Source organism: Serratia sp. SA088, assembly GCF_049065515.1.
Taxonomy (GTDB): Bacteria; Pseudomonadota; Gammaproteobacteria; order Enterobacterales; family Enterobacteriaceae; genus Serratia; species Serratia nematodiphila.
The window spans coordinates 591,999-615,017 of record NZ_JBAKGW010000002.1; the positions used below are offsets into that span (position 1 = coordinate 591,999).

Here is a 23,019-nt window from a genome sequence, read left to right on the forward strand (position 1 = left end):
AAAAAGTAACGTGAACAACTAATTAGAAAAATACGCACTATCCGCCCGCCTGCCAATCACAAAAACCGCCAGTACAAAAAATGATCGCAATTATGCGAGCCGCTACGAAAATTTGGGTTGATCTTATCCTAAATCAGGGATACTGTATAAACATACAGTAACACGACGGGCGGGAACTTTATGCGTACTCAATCACTCTACCAACCTCATTTCGGCCATGGCTCTTATACAACGCGCAATGTTGCGAAGAACACGGATATCGGCAAAGAGAATGGCTTGATCAGTGAACTTGTTTACAACGAGCGCCAGCCCGCAGTGGCCCAATTACTGTTGCCCCTGCTGCTGCAATTGGGCAGGCAGCCTCGCTGGCTTCTGTGGCTGACGCCGCAGCAAAAATTAAGCAAGCAATGGCTGCAGCAATCCGGCCTGCCTGTAGATAAAATGGTGCAATTGAGCCAGATCAGCCCGGTGAATACGGTCGAGGCGATGGAAAAAGCGCTGCAAACGGGAAATTACAGCGTAGTTCTCGGCTGGTTGCCCGAGCTAACGGAGGAGGATCGTCTAAAATTAAGACGTGCGGCAGAATTGGGTAATGCCTATGGGTTTATCATGCGCCCTCAGCGTGACATTAGCCCGACTCACGGACACTGTTCCACCCTAAAAATTCACTCTTCTTTGTATCATTAAGTAAATTTAGGATTTTTCCCATCATTTTCGCACCCCCTAAGCGGAACCTTTGCGTGGGAAGGCAAAAAGCGAGTCCGGCTGCGGTTTGGCAGGCAAAAACGCTCGATGGATCGCCGCTTTTTTAGGCTAAGAATGTTAGCAAATATGTACGATTCCGCGTTTTTTTTTAGAGCCTTATCACATCACACTTGTAACTTTCGCGCCACGTTGTAGACTTTACATCGCCAAGGTTGCTCTATAACGTCAGAAAAACTGGCGAGTAACAAACGAGGGCTTAAACCTTGGCGAAGGAATTTAACCAAGGGCTTAAACAGCTTTAAAGCTCATTGCCTATTTGGATGATAACGAGGCGCAAAATGAAAAAGACAGCTATCGCATTAGCAGTGGCACTGGCAGGTTTCGCTACCGTAGCGCAAGCCGCTCCAAAAGATAACACCTGGTACACCGGTGCTAAACTGGGCTGGTCCCAGTACCACGACACTGGTTTCTACGGTAACGGTTACCAGAACGGTATCGGCAACGGCCCAACCCACAAAGATCAGCTGGGTGCCGGCGCGTTCCTGGGCTACCAGGCAAACCAATACCTGGGCTTCGAGCTGGGCTATGACTGGCTCGGCCGCATGCCTTACAAAGGCAGCGTGAACAACGGTGCTTTCAAAGCGCAGGGCGTTCAACTGGCCGCTAAACTGAGCTACCCAATTGCTGACGATCTGGACATCTACACTCGTCTGGGTGGTATGGTATGGCGTGCAGACTCCAAAGCTAACTACGGCCGTACTGGTCAGCGTCTGAGCGACCACGACACCGGCGTTTCTCCGCTGGCTGCTGTTGGTGTTGAATACGCACTGACCAAAAACTGGGCTACTCGCCTGGATTACCAGTTCGTAAGCAACATCGGTGACGCAGGTACCGTTGGCGCACGTCCAGACAACACTATGCTGAGCCTGGGCGTTTCTTACCGCTTCGGTCAGGATGACGTAGTTGCTCCAGCACCAGCTCCGGCTCCAGCTCCAGTTGTTGAAACCAAGCGTTTCACTCTGAAGTCTGACGTGCTGTTCAACTTCAACAAATCTACTCTGAAAGCAGAAGGCCAGCAGGCTCTGGATCAGCTGTACACCCAGCTGAGCTCTATGGATCCTAAAGACGGCTCTGTAGTTGTTCTGGGTTACACCGACGCCGTTGGTTCTGACCAGTACAACCAGAAACTGTCTGAACAACGCGCACAGAGCGTTGTTGACTACCTGGTCTCCAAAGGCATCCCGTCAGACAAAATCTCTGCACGTGGTATGGGTGAAGCAGAGCCAGTTACTGGCAACACCTGTGGCTACAAATCTGGCCGCGCTACCAAAGCTCAGATCGCTTGCCTGGCACCAGATCGTCGCGTAGAGATCGAAGTTAAAGGTATCAAAGACGTTGTAACTCAGCCTCAGGGCTAAGTTTACTCGCCTAATAAAAAACCCCGCCAATGCGGGGTTTTTTTTCGTCCTCTTGTTGCCAGAACATTCAATGCCTGGCTCCATAGGGGCGTTCTCACGCGCTTACTTGGGATCTTTGCCAAGAATCGCCTTCAAGTCTTCTTTCAACGACGACATCTGGTTCGCATACTTTTCTTTGCGTTCAGCGTCTTCGATAAGCTGCACGACGGTTTCCGACAGCGTAACGCCACGGCGGCGCGCCAGGGCAGCCAATCGTTGCCAAACCAAAAACTCCAGATCGATAGATTTTTTACGCGTATGCTGATGTTCTGCGTTAAAATGACGTTTGCGGCGGGCGCGGATCGTTTGTTTCATCCGGTTATCCAGTTCCGGATTCATATGAGCGGCAATCCATGCAAGTACCTTTACCGGCTCATTTTCCAGCTTCAGCAGCTCGTTAACCGCCTCCTGAGCAGCGCTGTTTTCAATGTAGCGGGTAATGAGTTCCCCTTCCCGATGCTTCTTCACCAGGTACTTCCATTTCCAACCGCTCTCCAGATTTTCCAGTTGCTGATATTTCATCTTGAGCTCTTCAGTGACCGCGTAACTTCAAATAAGCATAACAGCTTTGCGCCGAATTTCCCCGGCAATTAAACCGTCTTTTAGACTGTTTTTTGCACAGTCACCGTGCGATGTCAAACTCCCTGATGCCAACTGGCACTCCGCATGTATCAAGCCGCCGTTATTCTTGTATAATCGCCCTTTCCCTTTTTAACGATTGCATCTAACACTTTGACCAATAACCGACTTGAATGGCAATCTTTATTGCCGGACGTAACGCCTTATCAGGCGATATTTGATACCGCCGCTCAGTTGGCACCCGTGCCCTTTTCCGCCATTCAGCCTCGGCTGGAAAATGCCCTGACGCTATTTTGCCACCCCCAATCGCCACCGCGTTTCATGCTGTTGAAAGCGCAAGAAACGCGAGAGTATCTGGAACTGATCGCTCACGCCGTCAAACCACTACTGCCGAAAAATACGGCATGCCGCGGTAGCCACTATGTCATTCAGGATGGCAAGGTCAGCGTCGAGCCTGCCAGCCGTGGCGATGAACCTTTTGCCGCCGGCGGCGCTTGTCTGTTCCAGGAGTGGATTGAACCGGAACAGCTGTTTGGCTGCGTACGGATCCACAATGGCGACATTACCCTGCAGCCGGGTCTGGTGCACCAGGCCAACGGCGGCATTCTGATTCTGTCGGCGCGGGCGCTGCTTGCTCAGCCGTTGCTGTGGCTGCGGCTGAAGCAAATGATCGGCCAGCGCCAGTTCCACTGGGTTTCGCCTGACGAAACCCGCCCGCTGCCGATAGCTATTCCACCGATGCCGCTGGATCTGCGGCTGATTGTAGTCGGCGACCGTCACGGCCTGGCCGATTTTCACGATATCGAGCCGGAACTGAGTGAACAAGCGATCTACGGTGAATTCGAAGACGATCTGCAGCTGACTGAAGTTGATGATATGGCGCAGTGGTGCGGTTACGTCAACGGCGTGATTGCCGACCAGCAATTGCCGATGCTGGCGAACGACGCCTGGCCACCGCTGATCGTCCAGGCTGTGCGTTACAGTGGCGATCAGGGCATTCTGCCACTCTCGCCGGTTTGGCTTGCCCAGCAGCTATCCGAAGCCGCACTGTATGCCGAAGAAGATCGCATTACGGCCAAAGCGTTCGAGGCGGCGTTAAATGCCCGAGAATGGCGCGAAAGCTATCTGGCCGAGCGTATGCAGGATGAGATTGAGTTGGGTCAGATCCTGATTGAAACCGAGGGTGAAGTGGTCGGACAGATCAACGGTCTGTCAGTCCTGGATTATCCCGGCCATCCACGCAGCTTTGGCGAACCGTCACGGATCAGTTGCGTTGTGCATCTCGGCGACGGCGAGTTCACCGACGTCGAGCGCAAAGCCGAACTGGGCGGCAACCTGCACGCTAAAGGCATGATGATCATGCAGGCGTTTCTGATCGCCGAACTGGATCTTGATCAGCAACTGCCCTTCTCCGCTTCCATCGTCTTTGAGCAATCTTATGGTGAAGTGGATGGTGACAGCGCCTCGCTGGCTGAGCTATGCGCATTGGTCAGCGCCCTGTCACAGCAACCGATCACCCAGCAGATCGCCGTCACCGGCTCCGTCGACCAATTCGGCAACGTACAGCCGATAGGTGGCGTTAACGAAAAGATCGAAGGTTTCTTCGAGGTTTGCGTACGCCGCGGCCTGACGGGCAAACAGGGTGTCGTATTGCCCGTGACCAACGTGCGCCATCTGTGTCTGCGTCAAGATATCGTCGACGCGGTGCGAGAGGGGCAGTTCCATCTGTGGGCGGTAGAGAGCGCGGCGGAAGCCTTGCCTTTGCTCACAGGTTGCCTCTACTCTGACGAACAACAGCCGAATTTGTTGGCGGCCATTCAGGAACGGATTGCGCAGGTGAGCCTGCAGGAACGCCGTCGTCCGTGGCCGCTGCGCTGGCTCAACTGGTTCAACCACGGCTGATCGGACTTGTTCAGCGTACACGTGTTAGCTAACCTGCGTCCTTCATTAAAATAAGGCTTACTGAGAACATGGTAGATAAACGCGATTCCTATACGAAAGAAGACCTCGAAGCATCCGGCCGTGGCGAGCTGTTCGGCGCCGGTGGCCCACCGTTGCCGGCAGGTAACATGTTGATGATGGACCGCGTGGTCAAGATGACCGAAGACGGCGGGACGCACAACAAAGGTTATGTGGAAGCGGAGCTGGATATTAATCCGGACCTATGGTTCTTCGGTTGCCACTTTATCGGCGATCCGGTCATGCCAGGCTGTCTGGGCCTGGATGCGATGTGGCAGTTGGTCGGTTTCTACCTCGGTTGGCTGGGTGGCGAAGGCAAAGGCCGCGCGCTGGGCGTTGGTGAAGTCAAGTTTACCGGCCAGGTGCTGCCAACCGCGAAAAAAGTGACCTACCGTATTAACTTCAAACGCGTCATCACCCGTAAGCTGATCATGGGCGTCGCCGATGGCGAAGTGCTGGTTGACGGCGAAGTGATCTATACCGCCACCGATCTGAAAGTGGGTCTGTTCAAGGATACCACAGCGTTCTAATCACGCAGACGAGAGGGCGGCCATCGTCTTCTTTGCTAATGCTCTTCGCATGCCATCACGCCCAGCGTGATGGCATTTCTTTCTCTTACCGTTTAAACACTACCTACCTCCTTTAATCGCCCGTTACCGAACCGACTTATCCCTCCTGTCTCTACCCTTTTCCTGCCCGAAACGGTCAAAGCCACAGGCCAGTTTGAGCGCCCCCCTCCCACAGCCAGCTATCGACACGATAGCGTTTTTTGCATCCGGTTATTTTCTTGCCCCTTAAAATCACCTAGTATAGCCACCCATGTAACTACAATAAATGTACCAACTAAGGGCCGATATGCAAAAAACCCGCTTTAGCGATGCACCTTGCCCCGTCGCACGTTCATTAGATCGTGTCGGAGAATGGTGGAGCATCCTGATCCTGCGTGATGCCTTTCAGGGGTTATCCAAATTCGACGAATTCCAACAAAGTCTGGGGATGTCACCGACTCTCCTGGCTCGGCGACTGAAGGATTTGGTAGCCCACGGCATTCTGCATAAGCAACGTTATCAAACGCGGCCGGTTCGCTATCAGTATCTGCTCACCGAACGCGGCAACGATTTTCTCCCCGTGCTGGCAGCTCTCTCAGAATGGGGCAATCGCCATTTGATCGATGGTGACATCAGCGCCTTGTTAGTCGACGGCCGCACCGATCGGCCGATCCAGGTCCAATTGGTCAATGTCGATACCCAACAGCAGGTGCCGCCGCAGTTTATTACGTTGGCACCAGGGCCTGCGGCAAATGAAGGCATACATCAACGCGCCGCACTGATGCGGCAACGGCGCCTCGCCGATTTACCCGAACTTACCAAGGAGTAGTCATGAGCAATCGTCGTATCGTCATTACCGGCATGGGCGCCGTTTCACCGCTAGGGTGCGGTGTTGAAGCCATCTGGCAACGTTTGTTAAAAGGAGAATCCGGCATTCGAGCGTTGCCTGACGAGATCGTTGCAGATTTACCGGTCAAGGTCGGAGGACAGGTCCCGGCGCTGGCGCAAGATGCTGAAGCGGGCTTCAACCCCGACGCCTCCGTCGCCCCCAAGGACCAAAAGAAAATGGACCGCTTTATCCTGTTTGCTATGGCGGCGGCGGATGAAGCCGTTCGTCAGGCCGGCTGGATAGCCGATACGGAGGAAAAACAAGAGCGCACCGCCACCGTCATCGCCTCGGGCATTGGCGGCTTCCCGGCGATTGCCCAGGCGGTGCGCACCACCGACAGCCGCGGCGCCAAGCGGCTGTCGCCGTTCACCATCCCCTCATTCCTGGTCAATCTGGCGGCCGGCCACGTTTCAATCAAACACCACTTCAAGGGGCCGATTGGCGCGCCGGTCACCGCCTGTGCGGCCGGCGTGCAAGCCATTGGCGACGCTGTGCGTCTGATCCGCAATGATGAGGCCGATATCGCGCTGTGCGGCGGTACCGAAGCCGCTATCGACACCGTCAGCCTGGGCGGGTTCGCCGCCGCGCGCGCTATGTCCACCGCACCGGCCGAGTTGGCAAGGCAGGCTTCCCGGCCTTTCGACAGTGCACGGGACGGATTTGTCATGGGGGAAGGTGCCGGCATGCTGGTGATTGAAACGCTGGAACACGCGCGGGCGCGCGGTGCCACACCGCTCGCGGAAATCGTCGGTTATGGCACCAGCGCCGACGCCTACCACATGACCTCCGGTGCCGAAGACGGCAACGGTGCTTATCGGGCGATGAAAATCGCGTTGAGGCAGGCGAACGTCGCCCCAGAAGAGGTTCAGCATTTAAACGCACACGCGACCTCAACGCCCGTGGGCGATCTGGGCGAAATCAATGCCATCAAACACCTGTTTGGCACGACAGGGAGCGTCGCGGTAACCTCGACAAAATCCGCCACCGGGCACCTGCTCGGCGCCGCCGGGGGGCTGGAAACCATCTTTACCGCCTTGGCGCTGCGCGATCAGATCGCCCCCGCAACGCTGAATCTGGACAATCCCGATCCGGCGGCGGCAGGTTTACACCTGGTCGCGAAACGGGCTGAACCGATGAGCATAACCTACGCCTTATCGAACGGCTTCGGCTTTGGCGGCGTGAATGCGAGTATTCTACTGAAACGCTGGCAGGACGAGTAAACGGCACAAACAAAAACCTCCGCCAAGGGCGGAGGTTATTCCTTTTATTTGACAGGGAGCCGCTTAAGCGGTCACAGCCCTGTCTTCCATGGCTTCTCGCCAACCTCCCAGCCATTGAGACCGGGCGTCCACCGATGATTGGTAGGGACAATGTTCCCTGGAACGCCCTAAAATACCTGCCTGATACCCTCTCGAATGCGCCCTTTCCAGACGATCGCGTTTCTGTCTCTTCATGCCTCGTTTCCCTCATTTTGGTCTGGTGGAAAGAAAACAATGGCTGCTTTTTGCGCAGCCACGAGTAATCAATAGCGCTAAAAGAAGAGAAGATCAATGCGCAAAATTCACGCCAATGTCATATTTGTGAGCTACGCCCGAGGAAAGTGCTAAGTGGCTGATCTGCTGGGAAAGGGGTTAACTGTTTGAAATGAAATATAAATCCCTGCCAGCGAGAAAAAACGGATTTTCACGCCGACAGGGATTAGACGATTTTAGACCAAATTGTGACTAAATGCCGCCCATCTGTGCTGCGATAGCCTGAGCTTCCTGCTGCCATCCCTGCGCCAGAGTGCGCACCAGGGCATCATAGCCGTCTTCACCCTGTTTCAGCTCCAGGTTGAAAGGCCTTTTGATCAAATGTCCCTGGCGGTTCAGCACCCACTCGCCGCGAATGATCGCCTTGCCGTCAAAACGGCCGTGGAAGCCGCTGATGGTCACGTTCAGCACATCCTGATCGCTGCTCATCGGCTGCGAAGAGACCACCCAGCCCGGCAGCGCGCTGCTCAGGTTGGTGACCAGCGTTTGCTGCAGCTGCTGGTCGAGCGGGCTGGCCCACAGGTTGTTCTGGGCTATCACATACTGTACGTCGTTGGTCTGATACACCACGCCGCTCTGCGCCAGATAATCCGCCACGCTCACGTGTTCCAGCCACAGCTGGCGCGTGGAAGCGCCGCTGCTGCTGGCCGCAGCAGGCGCCCCCAGCGCCGGCAACTGATAGTAAGTCTTCTGTGGCGAACTGCTGCAGGCGCTGAGCAACAGCGCCAGGGCTACCGGGATCCATTTCATCATTTCGTGGCCTTCTTCGGCTGAGGGTCAGTACTGCCGGCGGCTTCAAACACCAGCGCGTTGCTCTTCTCATTCAGGGTGCGCAACACCGGTTGCAGCTCACGCAACACCTGATCGAGGCGCTGCATGTCGCCCACCATCTTGTTGTAAGCCGGTGAACCAGGCTGGAGCCCTTTCATGCTGCGGTTCAGCTCCAGCAGCGTTTTCTGCATGTCCTGCGGCAGCGCCTGCATCTCTTTGCTGGCGATGATGTCGTTCAGCGACTTCATGGTCTGCTGCGTCGACTTCATGGTTTTCTGACTTTCCGCCAGCGTCTTGGTCGCTTCGTTGATCATCGGATTGATCGGCATCGAATTAATCTTATCCAACGTCTGCATCAATTTCTGCTGGATCTGCGCCAGACCGCCGCTGGTGGTCGGCATCAGCGGATAACCGAACAGCTCGCGCGGCCCTTTCCACGGTTTTTCCTGCGGATAGAAGTCGAGATCGATGTACAGCGAACCGGTCAGCAGGTTGGCGGACTTCATCGAGGCGCGCATGCCGCGAGACTCCGCATCTTTCAGGTGCCCTTCAATATCGAAGTTGCCGCCCAGCTGTTTCTGGAAGCGATCCGGCTCGATGCGGATCAGCACCGGAATGCGGTAATCGTTATCCAGACGCTGCGCCATGCCGTCTTTATAGAACGGCACCTGCGCCACCGTACCCAGACGGATGCCGCGGAACTCGACCGGCGCGCCCGGCTGCAGGCCGCGTACCGAGTCGGAGAAGAACAGCAGGTAATCCTTATGCACGGTATACAGCGAATCCTGCGTGCTGCGCTGGTTGTCGAACAGCTGATATTCCGCCTTCTCTTTCGCCTGATCGCCGCGATCCCAGCCGTCCGGCACGTCAAAACTGACCCCGCCGCTGAACAGCGTGGTCAACGAGCCCATCTCCACCCGCATGCCCTGCGCCGACATGTCAAACGCCACGCCGCTGTCTTTCCAGAAACGCACGTTGGTGGTGACCAACTGATCGTAAGGCGCGGTGATGAACAGCTGATAGCGCATAGCGCGTTCTTTAGGATCGAAGTAGCTGGTTTCCACCGACCCGACGCGATAACCGCGGAACAGCACCGGATCGCCGGCGTTGAGCTGGCCTGACTTCTCGCTGTCCAGCACGATGCGCAACCCTTTGGCATCCGGGGAGGCCAGCGGCGGCGCATCGAGCAGCTGATAGTTGTCTTTGCCGTCTTTGCCTTTGTTGCCCGGCTGCAGTTCGATATAGGCGCCGGAGAGCAGCGTGCCCAGCCCGGAGACGCCTTCACGGCCGATCTGCGGCTTCACCACCCAGAAAGCGGAATCCTGGCGCAGCAATTTTTCCATGCCGGAATTGAGGCGCGCCTGCACCATCACCTTGCTCAGGTCATCGCTCAACGTGACGGTTTCCACCACGCCGACGTCAACACTGCGGCTTTTGATTTTGGTTTTACCCGCTTCCAGCCCTTCCGCCGTCGAGGTCACCAGCGTCACCACCGGCCCCTGATGGCTGAAGTGGTAAAACAGGATCCAGGCGCCGATCAGCGCGGTCACGATGGGAATGATCCACACCGGCGACCAGCGTTTGATCTTCTCGACGTCCGCGACGCTATGATTATTTTCCGTCACCTTGCGGCTCCTTGTTGATTGTTTCACTTGCGCGATCCCAGGTCAGCCGGGGATCAAATGTCATGGCGGCGAACATGGTGAGGATCACCACCAGCGCGAACAGCACGGCGCCCGTCGCGGGATAAATGCTCATCAACTGCCCCATTCGCACCAGCGCCGACAGCACGGCGATCACAAACACGTCGATCATTGACCAACGGCCAACGAATTCGACCACTTCATAAATCAGATGCATACGCTCGCTGTCGGCACGCGGTTTCTTCCTGCCGTTCGCATCCCAGCACAGCCAGCCGATCGCCAACATTTTCAGCGACGGCACCATGATACTGGCGATGAAAATCACCATCGCCACCGGATAAGAGCCGTCCCCCCACAGCAGGATCACCCCCGCCATGATGGTGGAGTTCATCTTGTTGCCCAGCGCCTCGGTCACCATGATCGGCATCAGGTTGGCCGGAATATACAGCATGACAGAGGTCACCAGCAGCGCCAGCGTCCACTGCAGGCTGTGACGACGCCGCACGTAGCCCTTGGTGTGACAGCGCGGACAGCGCACCTGGTCGGCCGGCAGGATCGCCGTGCAGCACGCGCAAGATCGCACGCCCTGGCGCATGCCGGTGCGCCCCACCGTCAGCGGGCGATGAAGTCGCGGCGCCGGTTCGATATCCTGCCACAGCCAGCGCCGATCCACGCACTGGAAGGCGCGCACCTGCAGCAGGCAGAACAGGCAGTAAGGCACGAAGCTACTGCCGATGCCGATATCGCCGTAGGCCATCAGCTTGACGAAGCTGACCAGCACCCCGGCGAGGAAAATTTCCACCATGCACCAGGTCTTGAACTGGAACAGCACCCGAGCCATCCACTCTTTGAGCCCCAGCGGCAAGCGCACTCTGGCGCACAGCAGGATAATCGCCACCATGCAAAACGCCGGGATCAGCTGCACGAACACCATAAACAAGGTGGCCATGCTGGCGTAGTCTTCCGCCACCATCACTTCCGGGATTTGGATCAGCCGGATTTCGTTGCCGAGGCCGGCGACGCGCATGTTGATAAACGGGAAAATGTTGGCCAGCACCAGCATGAACAAGGCGCTGAGCGCGTAACCGATCGGCCGCTTGCGCGGCTCGTCCCAGCGGGCGCTGAGCGTGGTTTTGCAGCGCGGGCATACCGCTTTGCTGCCATAGGCCAGCGGCGGCAGCGCCACCAGCATGTCGCACTGCGGACACAGCATCAGGTTATCCTGCTGCGCCGCCGAGGGTGCGGAATGACTATGCTGCTGATGATTGTTGTGGGAACACACCATATTCCTCCTAAATAACGTCGCTCACCGGCACGTCGATGCCGCCCGCAGCAGCGCGCGGGCGGCATCGCAACGGTCAGCCGTTTTTCATCGCTTCCAGCTCTTCCCAACGGGCGAAAGCCTGTTCCAGCGCTTGCTCGGCATCAGCCAGCGCCGTCAGCACTTCTTGCGTTTCGCTATGCGGCCGCGTGAAGAAGTCGGCGTCGCTCATCTGCGCCTGCAGCGCTTCGATTTCCGCTTCCAGCTGTTCGAGCCGCTGCGGCAACTGTTCCAGCTCACGCAGCAGGTTGTAACTCAGCTTGGCCGCCGTTTTCTTCGGCTGTTCGGCCTTTTTCTCCGCCGCCGGTTTGCTCGCGCTCGGCGCCGCCTGACGAATCGGTTTCGCCGTCGCGCGCTGATGATGCGCATCGTAGTAACCGCCGACGAAGGCATTGATCACGCCGTTGCCTTCGAAGATCCAGCACTCGGTCACCGAGTTGTCAACGAACTGACGATCGTGGCTGACCAGCAGCACGGTGCCCTGATAGCCGTCGATCAGCTCTTCCAGCAGCTCCAGCGTTTCGACGTCGAGATCGTTGGTTGGTTCATCGAGGATCAGCAGATTGCTCGGTTTCAGAAACAGCTTAGCCAACAGCAGGCGGTTACGCTCACCGCCCGACAGCGCCTTCACCGGCGTCATCGCGCGTTTCGGGTGGAACAGGAAGTCCTGCAGATAGCCCAATACGTGGCGAGGACGGCCGTTGACCATCACTTCCTGCTTGCCTTCCGCCAGGTTGTCCATCACCGTGCGCTCAGGATCGAGATCGGCGCGGTGCTGGTCGAAATAGGCCACTTCCAGCTTGGTGCCGCAGTGCACGCGGCCGCTGTCGGCTTTCAGCTGACCGAGCATCAGTTTCAGCAGCGTGGTTTTGCCGCAGCCGTTCGGCCCCACCAGCGCAATCTTGTCGCCACGCTGCACCTGGGCGGAGAAACCGCGCACCAGCACCTTTTCGCCAACCTGATAATTGACGTCTTCCAGCTCGAACACGATTTTGCCGGAGCGGGTCGCCTCTTCCACCTGCATTTTGGCGGTGCCCATCACTTCGCGGCGCTGCGAGCGCTCGACGCGCAGCGCCTTCAGCGCGCGCACGCGGCCTTCATTGCGGGTGCGGCGCGCCTTGATGCCCTGACGGATCCAGACCTCTTCCTGCGCCAGCTTGCGGTCGAACTCGGCGTTTTGCAGCTCTTCCACCCGCAGCGCTTCTTCTTTGCTCTGCAGATACAGATCGTAGTTGCCCGGCCAGGAAACCAGCTTGCCGCGATCCAGATCGACGATGCGCGTCGCCATGTTGCGGATAAACGAACGGTCGTGCGAGATGAAGACGATGCTGCCGTCGAACTCTTTCAGGAAACCTTCCAGCCAGTCGATGGTTTCGATATCCAGGTGGTTGGTCGGTTCGTCGAGCAACAACACGCGCGGCGAGCTCACCAGCGCGCGGCCCAGCGCCGCTTTACGCAGCCAGCCGCCGGACAGTGAGGAAAGCTCGGCGTCGCCGTTCAGCCCCAGCTGCAGCAGCACTTCGCTGATGCGGCTGTCGAGCTGCCACAGCCCCTGGTGATCGAGGATCTCCATGATTTGCGCCATGCGCGCCAGGTTTTTCTCGCTCGGGTCGCTTTCCACCAGGTGGGAGATCGCGTGATAGGCCTTCAGGTGTTCCGCCTGCTCCGCAACGCCTTCCGCCACGAAGTCGAACACGCTGCCGCCGATATTGCGCGGCGGATCCTGTTGCAGACGCGCCACGATCAGATCCTGTTCGTAGATCACCCGGCCGTCGTCCAGCGGGATCTCTTTGCCGAGGATCTTCAGCAGCGTGGATTTGCCGGCGCCATTGCGCCCGACCAGACACACGCGCTCGTTGTCTTCAATATGAATTTCGGTGTTGTCTAACAGTGGCGCATCGCTGAAAGAGAGCCAGGCGCCGGACATGCTGATTAACGACATAGTAATTATTTTCCTTCGCCGGCGTGAGTCACCAGCCAGCAGTTGTGGATCTGACGGTTACGGGCAAAATCCTGCGACAGCGTCTTGGCGGTGATCTCTTTCGCCTCCAGACCCAACGCGCTCAGCCCTGCCATATCCATTTGGAAACCGCGCTTGTTGTTCGAGAACATGATGGTCCCGTTGCGGCGCAGCAACCGTTTCAAATCTTTCATCAGCGCCAGATGATCGCGCTGCACGTCAAAGGTGTTCTCCATCCGCTTGGAGTTGGAGAACGTCGGCGGATCGATGAAGATCACGTCGAACTGTTCATTGGCGTTGCTCAGCCAAGACAGGCAATCGGCCTGGATCAGCCGATGCTGACGGCCGCTCAGGCCGTTGGCGCGCAGGTTCTTCTCCGCCCATTCCAGGTAAGTGCGCGACATGTCCACCGTGGTGGTGCTGCGCGCGCCGCCCAGCCCGGCGTGCACGCTGGCGGTGCCGGTATAGGCGAACAGGTTGAGGAAGTCCTTGCCGCCGCTCATCTCGCCCAGCATACGGCGCGCGATGCGGTGATCGAGGAACAGGCCGGTATCGAGATAGTCGGTCAGGTTGACCCACAGCTTGGCGTTATACTCTTCCACCAGCAAGAACTCGCCCTTCTGCGCCAGCTTCTCGTACTGGTTTTTGCCCTTCTGCCGCTCGCGGGTTTTCAGAATCAGCTGATTCGACGGCAATTCCAGCACCGCCAGCGTCGCGTTGATCACATCGAACAGGCGCTGACGCGCCTTCTGCGCATCGACGGTTTTCGGCGGCGCATACTCCTGCACCACCACCTTGCTGCCGTAACGGTCCACCGCGACGTTATATTCTGGCAGATCGGCATCGTACAGGCGGTAGCATTCAATGCCCTGCTGCTTCGCCCACTTGTCGAGCTTCTTCAAATTCTTGCGCAGACGGTTGGCGAAATCTTCCGCCACCTGCACGCCGCCGGTAGCGGTGCCGGCCGGGCTTGCCGCCAGCTGATAGTTTTTCTGCACGCACTCCAGCGGGCCGTTCTTCGCCTTGAACTGGCGCTCGGCGCGCAGCTGCAGGCAGCTCAACAGCTCCGGCGAGGCGCTGAACAGCGAAAGCTGCCAGCCGCCGAAGGCGCTTTTCATCACGCGGCCCAGCATGTTGTGCAGCGCGATCAGCGCCGGTTCGCTTTCCAGACGCTCGCCGTACGGCGGGTTGCTGATCACCGTGCCGTGCGGGCCTTCCGGCAGCGGGTTGGTCAAGCGCGCGACGTCGCCGACGTTGAAGGTAATCAGCTCGGCGACGCCGGCGCGGCGGGCGTTGCCGCGCGCCATCTCAATCACCCGGCGATCGATATCGGAGCCGAAGAAGCGAGAGGCGGTTTCCTGCAGGCCGCGGCGCGCGCGCACCTGCGCTTCGGTGGTGACTTCACGCCACAGTTCGGCGTTGTGGCCATTCCAGGCGCTGAAGCCCCAGTGTTGACGGTGCAGGCCCGGCGCGCGATCGGCGGCGATCATCGCCGCTTCGATCAACAACGTGCCGGAGCCGCACATCGGATCGAGCATCGGCGTGCCCGGCTGCCAACCGGAACGCAACACGATGGCGGCCGCCAGGTTTTCCTTCAGCGGCGCCTGGCCGGTGAGATCGCGGTAGCCGCGCTGGTGCAGGCCTTCGCCGCTCAGATCGAGCGCCACGCTGGCCATATCGCGTTGCAGGAAGACGTTAACGCGAATGTCCGGCTGCTGTTTGGCGACCGTCGGGCGTTGGTCGAGTTTACGGGTAAAGCTGTCGACGATGGCGTCTTTCACCTTCAGCGCGCCATACTGGCTGTTGCGGATCTCTTCGTTCACGCCGCTGAAATGCACGGCAAAGGTTTTATCCACGCCAAAAATGCTCGGCCAGTCGATCGCCTGCACCCCGAGGTACAGATCCAGATCGCTGTGCACGCGGAATTCGTTCAGCGGCAACAGAATGCGCGAAGCCAGGCGGCTCCACAGCAGGCTTTGGTACAGAAGACGATCGTCACCCTGAAAATGTACCCCGCCCTGCACCACTTTGCAGTCGTGAGCGCCAAGCGCTTCCAGCTCGCTTTTTAACAGTTCTTCCAATCCACGCGCCGTGCTGGCAAACAGAGAGTTCATATCGTACTTATCACCAAAAAGAAAATTGTTGCGCATTATAGCTAATCCGCACCGCTTGTCATAAAGTTGCTCCCTTCTATTTAATCATCGCACGGAGATAAGGGTGATCACGCTTTCCAGACTCTACGTCCATCCGGTTAAATCACTGCGCGGCCTGCAGCTTTCCTACGCCCAGGTCGGCAGCAGCGGTCTGGCCTTCGACCGCAACTTTATGATCACCGAACCGGACGGCACCTTTATTACCGCACGCCAATACCCGCAGATGGTGCTGTTCACACCGGCGCTGTTGCCGGACGGGTTGTTTCTGACCGCGCCGGATGGCGAAAGCGCCGCCATTCGCTTCAGCGACTTCGCGGCCGCGCCGCAGCCGACCGAGGTGTGGGGCAACCATTTCACCGCGCTGACCGCGCCAGATGAGATCAACCGCTGGCTGAGCGGCTATTTCCAGCGCGACGTACAGCTGCGCTGGCTGGGGCCGGAGCTGACCCGCCGGGTGAAGAAGCACCCCGAAATCCCACTGACGTTTGCCGACGGCTATCCTTATCTGCTGATTAACCAGGCTTCGTTTAACGATCTGCAGCAGCGTTGCCCCGGCAGCATCAAGCTGGAGCAGTTCCGCCCCAATCTGGTGGTGAGTGGCGCCACCGCCTGGGCCGAGGACGGCTGGCAGGTGATCCGCGTCGGCGACGTGATGTTCGATCTGGTGAAACCCTGCAGCCGCTGCGTACTCACCACCGTCAGCACCGAGCGCGGCCGCAAGCACCCGAGCGGCGAGCCGCTCAGCACGCTGCAAAAATTCCGCTCCGCCGACAACGGCGATATCGATTTCGGCCAGAATATGATCGCCCGCAACAGCGGCATCATCCGCGTGGGCGATACGGTGGAAGTGCTGTCGACCAAGCCGCCGCGCCCTTATGGCGCAGGCAAAGTGGTGGAGAGCGTGCAGGCGCCGCAAGACAGCGCGCACAGCGTCACGATCGAATATGAAGGAAAGGTGTTTACCGGCAACAACCAGCAGATCTTGCTCGAACAGTTGGAACAGCAAGGCATCCGCGTGCCTTACTCCTGCCGCGCCGGGATTTGCGGCAGTTGCCGCATTACGTTGCTGAGCGGTGAGGTCGCGCCCCTGAAGAAAAGCGCGCTGGGCGACAACGGCACCATCCTGTGCTGCAGCTGCATCCCGAAAAGTGATTTGACCCTGGCGTAAACCGCCTTATACCGCCCTGTCGTAAGCCGGGGCGGCGCTTTCATCCTGCGCGCAGGGCTTCAGCCGATCGTGCATCACCTTGATGGCGTCGCCCAAGACCATGGTACGGCCGGCGACCGTCAGCTGATTTTGCGCCAGCAGGCACAGGCTGGCGTTATCCCCGGCCTCCACCACCAGCAAGCGCGCTTCCGCGCCGCTCTCCATCACTTTCACCGCCGCCAGCTCGCCGTTTTTCGGCTGCAGCGGGTAATGCTGCTGCGAGAAATGCCAGCTCTTTGGCATCAGCGGTTTCAGGAAGCGATAGGCGACCAGCGCATTCAGCACCAGCTCGGCGCGCTGTTCATGGCTAAGCTTGACCTGCTTGCACTGTTCTTCATAGGTGAAATAAAGGGCGGCGTCATCCACGCAAAAAGCACATTCATCAAAGGCGTCCGGCGTTAACATTTTGGCCGGAAAACGTGAACGAAAGATCATACCATTAGCTAAATCCAGCATTAGCCGATCGTGTTCGGCATCAAAATACCAACGCCAATTATCGTCAGGTTTTATCTTCATTTCGTATCCTTCTCGCTGCCTATGCCAACGCCGCACTCACCTTAAAAGGCGATTTTATCACCGATGAAATCGCTTAAACATCGGATAATTCCGCGAACGATATTTAAGCTAACGAACAAAATATAGACGAGCCGGGGGCAGAAATAAACCCCCGGAATAAAATGAGAGGAAAAATATTAGATATGGGTAACGATATCTTTAATCAAACGCGGGCCGTGATAGATAAATCCGGAATAAATTTGCAGCAGGTTCGCGCCGGCCTCCATTTTTTCGCGCGCCGCCGTCAGCGAATCGATGCCGCCTACGCCGATAATCGGCAGGCGCCCCTGCAGTTCGGTGGAGAGACGACGGATAACTTCGGTGCTGCGTGATTGCAATGGACGCCCGCTTAACCCGCCCGCTTGTTCGCAGTAATTCAACCCCTGGATCAATTTTCGATCCAACGTGGTATTGGTGGCGATCACGCCATCGATATTATGCCGCACCAGGCTATCGGCAATTTGGATCAATTCTTCTTCTGAAAGATCCGGCGCGATCTTTACCGCCACCGGCACATATTTGTGATGACGCGCATGTAATTCCTGCTGCTTATTTTTAATCGCAGCCAAAAGATCGTCCAGCGCTTCGCCATACTGTAAGGATCGTAACCCCGGCGTATTCGGTGAAGAGATGTTAATCGCGATATATCCGGCATACGGATAAACTTTATCCATGCAGATCAAATAATCGTCTTTGCCCTGCTCGACCGGCGTGTCTTTATTCTTGCCGATATTGATCCCAAGAATGCCGCCGAAATGGGATTTCTTAACGTTTTCAACCAGATTGTCCACGCCATGGTTATTGAACCCCATGCGGTTAATCAGGCCTTCCGCCTCAACCACGCGGAACAAGCGCGGCTTGTCGTTGCCCGGTTGCGGACGCGGCGTCACGGTGCCGACTTCCACATGGCCGAAGCCCATCGCGCCGAACGCATCGATGCATTCGCCGTTTTTATCCAGACCGGCGGCCAATCCCAGCGGGTTTTTAAACGACAGCCCCATGCAGTTGACCGGTTTGGTCGGCACGGACTGACGGACAAGAAACGCTAATGGGGTGCCGGTAATACGGCTGAGCTGACGAAAGGTCACTTCGTGCGCGCGCTCCGGATCGAGCTGGAACAACGCTTTCCTGATGAGGGGGTAGTACATGGACTCTCCTGATTTCCCGGTTGCAAACCGGGGGCGTATTATCCGGTATCCCCCGCCTAATTGGAATTGATTAAAGGCAAAAAAAGCCGTTTTTACGCAATCGTTTTCCCTCTTCACCGCCAAATCGGCGCTAATCCGCTTTTGCGCATATCCAAATCAAAAAATGAGATTTAAAAAACGCGCCCGGTTGCTGGTAGGTTTAAAACACTTCCTATTGATTTTCTAATTAAACCTAACTTTTAGTTATAAGGAGTGGCAATGCGCGTTATATCACTGGCCGGTAGCCCACGCATCCCATCACGTTCCGCCGCGCTGCTCTCGCTGAGTCAGAACTGGCTGCGGCAGCAAGGGGTGGAAGTGACGGCCTATACCCTGCACGACTTTGACGCCGAAGATCTGCTGTACGCCAACTTCAACAGTCCGGCGATCAAGGCGTTTGCCGAGCAGCTGGCGCAGGCCGACGGCCTGCTGATTTCCACGCCGGTTTATAAAGCGTCGTTCTCCGGCGCGCTGAAAACCCTGCTGGATCTGCTGCCGGAACGCGCTCTGGATCATAAGGTGGTGTTGCCGCTGGCGACCGGTGGTTCGATCGGCCACATGCTGGCGGTGGACTATGCGTTGAAACCGGTACTGGCGGCGCTGAAAGCGCAAGAGGTGCTGCACGGCGTGTTCGCCGACGACAGCCAGATCCAGCTGACCGACGAAGGCGCCACGCTCACCGACGCCGTGGCCGCCCGGCTGGAAGAGGCACTGGCCAGTTTCTATCTGGCGCTTGGCCGCCGCAAACCGCCGGCGCTGCGCGTCGCCTCGCCACTGGCGGCGCGTCAAACCGCCTGAAACGCCTGGAAAAGGAGAGCCTGAATGAAACAACGCATCGCTTTGCGGCGTTGGCTGAGCGCCGCCGCCTTCACCGGCCTGCTGTCGCTGGTTTGGGCCAACGCCGCCGTCGCTCAGGATCCGGCGCAGTTCCGCATCGGCTACCAAAAAGGATCGGTCAGTCTGGTGCTGGCGAAGAGCCACCGGCTGCTGGAGGAACGTTTCCCCGCCACCCGCATCAGTTGGATCGAGTTTCCCGCCGGCCCGCAAATGCTGGAGGCCCTGAACGTCGGCAGCATCGATCTGGGCAGCACCGGCGATATTCCGCCGATCTTCGCGCAGGCCGCCGGGGCCGATCTGCTGTATGTCGGCGTTGAGCCGCCCAAACCGAAGGCGGAAGTGATCCTGGTGCCGGAAAACAGCCCGATCAAAACCGTCGCCGATCTGAAAGGCCATAAGGTCGCGTTCCAGAAAGGATCCAGCTCACATAACCTGCTACTGCGATCGCTGCAAAAAGCCGGACTGAAATTTACGGATATCCAGCCCGCCTATCTGACGCCCGCCGATGCGCGCGCCGCATTCCAACAGGGCAACGTCGATGCCTGGGCGATCTGGGATCCTTATTATTCCGCCGCGCTGCTGCAGGGCGGCGTTCGGGTGCTCGGCGACGGCACCGATCTGAACCAGACCGGCTCCTTCTATCTGGCGGCACGCCCTTATGTCAAAGCCAACGGCGCCTTTATCAGCCAGGTCCTGACGGTGCTGACCCAGGCCGATGCGCTCACCCGCAGCGACCGGGCGCAAAGCGTGACCTTGCTGGCCAACGCCATGGGGCTGCCGGAACCGGTGATCGCCAGCTATCTGGATCACCGCCCCCCGACCGCCATCACACCGCTCGATGCGCATACCATCGCCGCGCAGCAGCAAACCGCCGACCTGTTTTACGCCAACCGGCTGGTGCCGGTGAAGGTCGACATCTCGCAACGCATCTGGCGCCCAAGCGCGCAATAAATACGGGAGAGCATTGACGATGAGCCTGAACGTTTTCTGGTTTTTACCCACCCACGGCGACGGCCACTATCTTGGCAGCGCACAGGGTGCTCGCAGCGTCGATCACGGTTACTTGCAGCAGATCGCCCAGGCGGCGGATCGGCTGGGATTCGGCGGGGTACTGATCCCCACCGGCCGCTCCTGCGAAGACTCCTGGCTGGTGGCCGCCTCGCTGATCCCGGTCACCCAGCGGCTGAAATTTTTGGTCGCGCTGCGGCCGGGCATCATCTCCCCTACGCTGGCGGCGCGCCAGGCGGCGACGCTGGATCGCCTGTCCAACGGGCGCGCCCTGTTCAATCTGGTCACCGGCGGCGATCCGGAAGAGCTGGCGGCCGAGGGGCTGCACCTTAGCCATGAAGAACGCTACGAAGCCTCAACCGAGTTCACCCACATCTGGCGCCGGGTGCTGGAAGGGGAAACCGTCGATTTCCACGGCAAGCATATTCAGGTGAAAGGCGCCAAACTGCTGTTCCCGCCGGTGCAACAGCCGCGCCCGCCGCTCTATTTCGGCGGATCCTCCGCCGCCGCGCAGGATCTGGCCGCCGAGCAGGTAGAAATGTATCTCACCTGGGGAGAGCCGCCGGCGCAGGTTAAGGCGAAGATCGAAGAGGTGCGCGCCAAAGCGGCGGCGAAAGGCCGCCAGGTGCGTTTCGGCATCCGGCTGCACGTCATCGTGCGGGAAACCACCGAAGAAGCCTGGCGCGCCGCTGACCGGCTGATCGCCCACCTCGATGAGGAAACCATCGCCAACGCGCAGCAGGCCTTTGCGCGCTTCGACTCCGTCGGCCAACGGCGCATGGCGGCGCTGCACGGCGGCAAAAAGGATAACCTGGAGATCAGCCCGAACCTGTGGGCCGGCATCGGCCTGGTGCGCGGCGGCGCCGGCACCGCGCTGGTGGGCGATGGCCCGACGGTCGCGGCGCGCATGCAGGAATATGCCGATCTGGGCATCGACACCTTTATTCTCTCCGGCTATCCGCATCTGGAAGAGGCCTACCGCGTCGGCGAACTGCTGTTCCCGCACCTCGATCTGGCGCAGGAGGAAACGCCCGCTCGCCTTCAGCCGGTGCGTCCGCAGGGCGAAGTGGTGGCCAACATCTATGTTCCGCAAAAAGTATCGCAGAGCTGAGGAGCGCCCCGATGGCAAATAACGTACAACGCATCCTGTATCGGCTGGCCCCCTGGGCGCTGCCGCTGGCGCTGGTGATCATCTGGCAAATCGCCGTCGAAACCGGCTGGCTGTCCAACCGCATTTTGCCGGCGCCGAGTGCGGTGCTGGCCGCCTTCTGGCGCCTGAGCCAAAGCGGCGAACTGTGGCAGCACCTGAGCATCAGCAGCCAGCGCGCGTTGTTAGGCTTCGCCATCGGCGGCAGCATCGGACTGATACTCGGCTTTATTACCGGGCTGTCGCGCTGGGGCGAACGCCTGCTGGACAGCTCGGTGCAAATGATCCGCAACGTGCCGCATCTGGCGCTGATCCCGTTGGTGATCCTGTGGTTCGGCATCGATGAATCCGCCAAGATCTTTCTGGTGGCGCTCGGTACGCTGTTCCCGATTTATCTCAATACCTATCACGGCATCAAAAACATCGATCGCGGCCTGTTGGAGATGGCCCGCAGCTACGGCCTGAGCGGTTTTCGCCTGTTTACACAGGTGGTGCTGCCGGGCGCGCTGCCGTCGATTATGGTCGGCGTGCGTTTCGCTCTCGGCTTCATGTGGCTGACGCTGATCGTCGCCGAAACCATCTCGGCCAATTCGGGCATCGGCTACCTGGCGATGAACGCGCGTGAATTTCTGCAAACCGACGTGGTGGTGGTGGCGATCGTGCTGTACGCCCTGCTCGGCAAGCTGGCGGACGTGGGCGCGCAGCTGCTGGAGCGCGTCTGGTTGCGCTGGCATCCGGCCTATCAACTGAAACAGGGAGAAGCGCTATGACCCTTCCCGCTCGCCTTGCGCAAGGCACGCCGGTGACGCTGGAGTCTATCGGCAAACGTTACGGCAACCGCACGGTGCTGGACAATATTCAGCTGCGCATTTCCGCCGGGCAGTTCGTGGCGGTGGTTGGCCGCAGCGGCTGCGGCAAGAGCACCCTGCTGCGCCTGTTGGCCGGCCTGGAACAGGCCAGCAGCGGCGCTTTGCTCAGCGGCAACGCGCCGCTCGCCGCCGCTAAAGAGGATACCCGGTTGATGTTTCAGGATGCGCGCCTGTTGCCGTGGAAAACGGTGATCGATAACGTGGGTCTGGGGCTGCGCGGCCAGTGGCGCGACGCGGCGTTGCAAGCCCTGGAAGCGGTCGGTTTGGCGGATCGCGCCCGCGATTGGCCGGCGGCGCTGTCCGGCGGACAAAAACAGCGGGTCGCCCTGGCGCGCGCGCTGATCCACCGCCCCCGCCTGCTGCTGCTGGACGAACCGCTCGGGGCGCTGGATGCCCTGACGCGCATCGAGATGCAAGGGCTGATAGAAACGCTGTGGCTACAACACGGTTTTACCGTACTGCTGGTCACACATGACGTCAGCGAAGCCATCGCGCTGGCGGATCGGGTGATCCTGATTGAAGAGGGGCATATCGGGCTGGATCTGAGCATCGATCTGCCGCGGCCGCGCCGCAAAGGCTCGGCCAGGCTGGCGGAACTGGAGGCCGAAGTGCTGGAACGGGTGTTATCGCCGCCGGCCGCAGCGGCCAGTCCCCGCCGGGCGGCGAATTGAATGAAAAAGGGACGGCCCAGG

General features: G+C 58.6%; 21 protein-coding genes. 12 read left to right on the forward strand and 9 right to left on the reverse strand.

Features of this window, described 5'->3' with window-relative positions; translation table 11 throughout:
• The first annotated feature begins 180 nt into the window (after positions 1–180).
• Entirely contained in the window at positions 181–687 is a 507-nt protein-coding gene (gene sulA / locus ACOWVD_RS07990; protein WP_164095244.1) for an SOS-induced cell division inhibitor SulA, read from the forward strand.
• 356 nt (positions 688–1,043) lie between these two features.
• Entirely contained in the window at positions 1,044–2,123 is a 1,080-nt protein-coding gene (gene ompA, locus ACOWVD_RS07995; RefSeq protein ID WP_049239724.1) for a porin OmpA, read from the forward strand.
• Between the two features lie 102 nt (positions 2,124–2,225).
• On the opposite strand, the gene matP is transcribed toward ompA, so the two are convergent.
• The gene (gene matP / locus ACOWVD_RS08000) at positions 2,226–2,684 is read right to left on the reverse strand and encodes a macrodomain Ter protein MatP (protein WP_004928138.1); all 459 of its coding nucleotides are present in this window, start codon (positions 2,682–2,684) and stop codon (positions 2,226–2,228) included.
• A 210-nt stretch (positions 2,685–2,894) separates the two neighbouring features.
• Here matP and ACOWVD_RS08005 point away from each other — a divergent pair, with 210 nt between their 5' ends.
• The 4 genes from ACOWVD_RS08005 to fabF all read left to right on the forward strand — a co-directional run bounded on the left by ACOWVD_RS08005 (position 2,895) and on the right by fabF (position 7,357).
• Complete coding sequence (locus ACOWVD_RS08005; protein WP_049239720.1) at positions 2,895–4,643, forward strand: AAA family ATPase; 1,749 nt, start codon at positions 2,895–2,897, stop codon at positions 4,641–4,643.
• A 68-nt stretch (positions 4,644–4,711) separates the two neighbouring features.
• Entirely contained in the window at positions 4,712–5,230 is a 519-nt protein-coding gene (gene fabA / locus ACOWVD_RS08010; protein WP_004928144.1) for a bifunctional 3-hydroxydecanoyl-ACP dehydratase/trans-2-decenoyl-ACP isomerase, read from the forward strand.
• Between the two features lie 325 nt (positions 5,231–5,555).
• Positions 5,556–6,077: a winged helix-turn-helix transcriptional regulator gene (locus ACOWVD_RS08015; RefSeq protein ID WP_049239725.1), complete on the forward strand. Its 522-nt coding sequence runs from the start codon at positions 5,556–5,558 to the stop codon at positions 6,075–6,077.
• Between the two features lie 2 nt (positions 6,078–6,079).
• Positions 6,080–7,357, forward strand: coding sequence for a beta-ketoacyl-ACP synthase II (fabF, locus tag ACOWVD_RS08020; protein ID WP_049239721.1), 1,278 nt, complete (start codon positions 6,080–6,082; stop codon positions 7,355–7,357).
• Between the two features lie 63 nt (positions 7,358–7,420).
• Here fabF and rmf read toward each other — a convergent pair whose 3' ends face one another.
• The 6 genes from rmf to rlmKL form a co-directional block, all read right to left on the reverse strand.
• The gene (gene rmf, locus ACOWVD_RS08025) at positions 7,421–7,591 is read right to left on the reverse strand and encodes a ribosome modulation factor (protein WP_004928150.1); all 171 of its coding nucleotides are present in this window, start codon (positions 7,589–7,591) and stop codon (positions 7,421–7,423) included.
• A 270-nt stretch (positions 7,592–7,861) separates the two neighbouring features.
• The gene (gene pqiC, locus ACOWVD_RS08030) at positions 7,862–8,422 is read right to left on the reverse strand and encodes a membrane integrity-associated transporter subunit PqiC (protein WP_060559149.1); all 561 of its coding nucleotides are present in this window, start codon (positions 8,420–8,422) and stop codon (positions 7,862–7,864) included.
• The gene (gene pqiB / locus ACOWVD_RS08035) at positions 8,419–10,065 is read right to left on the reverse strand and encodes an intermembrane transport protein PqiB (protein ID WP_049187516.1); all 1,647 of its coding nucleotides are present in this window, start codon (positions 10,063–10,065) and stop codon (positions 8,419–8,421) included. Before pqiB ends, pqiC begins: the two co-directional genes overlap by 4 nt.
• Positions 10,052–11,368, reverse strand: coding sequence for a membrane integrity-associated transporter subunit PqiA (pqiA, locus tag ACOWVD_RS08040; protein WP_015377352.1), 1,317 nt, complete (start codon positions 11,366–11,368; stop codon positions 10,052–10,054). Before pqiA ends, pqiB begins: the two co-directional genes overlap by 14 nt.
• Before the next feature lie 73 nt (positions 11,369–11,441).
• Complete coding sequence (locus ACOWVD_RS08045) at positions 11,442–13,346, reverse strand: ABC transporter ATP-binding protein (RefSeq protein ID WP_015377351.1); 1,905 nt, start codon at positions 13,344–13,346, stop codon at positions 11,442–11,444.
• 5 nt (positions 13,347–13,351) lie between these two features.
• Positions 13,352–15,478: a bifunctional 23S rRNA (guanine(2069)-N(7))-methyltransferase RlmK/23S rRNA (guanine(2445)-N(2))-methyltransferase RlmL gene (rlmKL, locus tag ACOWVD_RS08050; RefSeq protein ID WP_197799287.1), complete on the reverse strand. Its 2,127-nt coding sequence runs from the start codon at positions 15,476–15,478 to the stop codon at positions 13,352–13,354.
• A 103-nt stretch (positions 15,479–15,581) separates the two neighbouring features.
• On the opposite strand from rlmKL, the gene ACOWVD_RS08055 reads away from it, so the two are divergent.
• Positions 15,582–16,685, forward strand: a complete 1,104-nt coding sequence (locus ACOWVD_RS08055) for a YcbX family protein (protein WP_015377349.1) — start codon at positions 15,582–15,584, stop codon at positions 16,683–16,685.
• A 6-nt stretch (positions 16,686–16,691) separates the two neighbouring features.
• On the opposite strand, the gene ACOWVD_RS08060 is transcribed toward ACOWVD_RS08055, so the two are convergent.
• Both ACOWVD_RS08060 and pyrD read right to left on the reverse strand, forming a co-directional pair.
• The gene (locus tag ACOWVD_RS08060; protein ID WP_004928171.1) at positions 16,692–17,240 is read right to left on the reverse strand and encodes a cell division protein ZapC; all 549 of its coding nucleotides are present in this window, start codon (positions 17,238–17,240) and stop codon (positions 16,692–16,694) included.
• Between the two features lie 176 nt (positions 17,241–17,416).
• A complete protein-coding gene (pyrD, locus tag ACOWVD_RS08065) occupies positions 17,417–18,427 on the reverse strand; it encodes a quinone-dependent dihydroorotate dehydrogenase (RefSeq protein WP_049241154.1) in 1,011 nt (336 codons plus the stop codon).
• A 258-nt stretch (positions 18,428–18,685) separates the two neighbouring features.
• Between pyrD and ssuE the strand changes: the two genes are divergently transcribed.
• Genes ssuE through ssuB form a run of 5 tightly spaced genes read left to right on the forward strand, consistent with a single transcriptional unit; the run spans position 18,686 to position 22,998 of the window.
• Positions 18,686–19,264 carry an NADPH-dependent FMN reductase gene (gene ssuE / locus ACOWVD_RS08070; protein WP_004928176.1) on the forward strand — a complete coding sequence of 193 codons (579 nt, stop codon included), beginning with the start codon at positions 18,686–18,688 and terminating at the stop codon, positions 19,262–19,264.
• A 24-nt stretch (positions 19,265–19,288) separates the two neighbouring features.
• Positions 19,289–20,254: a sulfonate ABC transporter substrate-binding protein gene (locus ACOWVD_RS08075; protein WP_053091208.1), complete on the forward strand. Its 966-nt coding sequence runs from the start codon at positions 19,289–19,291 to the stop codon at positions 20,252–20,254.
• A gap of 19 nt (positions 20,255–20,273) precedes the next feature.
• The gene (gene ssuD / locus ACOWVD_RS08080) at positions 20,274–21,422 is read left to right on the forward strand and encodes an FMNH2-dependent alkanesulfonate monooxygenase (protein WP_015377346.1); all 1,149 of its coding nucleotides are present in this window, start codon (positions 20,274–20,276) and stop codon (positions 21,420–21,422) included.
• A gap of 11 nt (positions 21,423–21,433) precedes the next feature.
• The gene (gene ssuC / locus ACOWVD_RS08085; protein WP_044031527.1) at positions 21,434–22,228 is read left to right on the forward strand and encodes an aliphatic sulfonate ABC transporter permease SsuC; all 795 of its coding nucleotides are present in this window, start codon (positions 21,434–21,436) and stop codon (positions 22,226–22,228) included.
• Positions 22,225–22,998 carry an aliphatic sulfonates ABC transporter ATP-binding protein gene (gene ssuB, locus ACOWVD_RS08090; RefSeq protein ID WP_049241152.1) on the forward strand — a complete coding sequence of 258 codons (774 nt, stop codon included), beginning with the start codon at positions 22,225–22,227 and terminating at the stop codon, positions 22,996–22,998. The genes ssuC and ssuB overlap by 4 nt, the downstream gene beginning before the upstream one ends.
• Positions 22,999–23,019 lie beyond the last annotated feature (21 nt).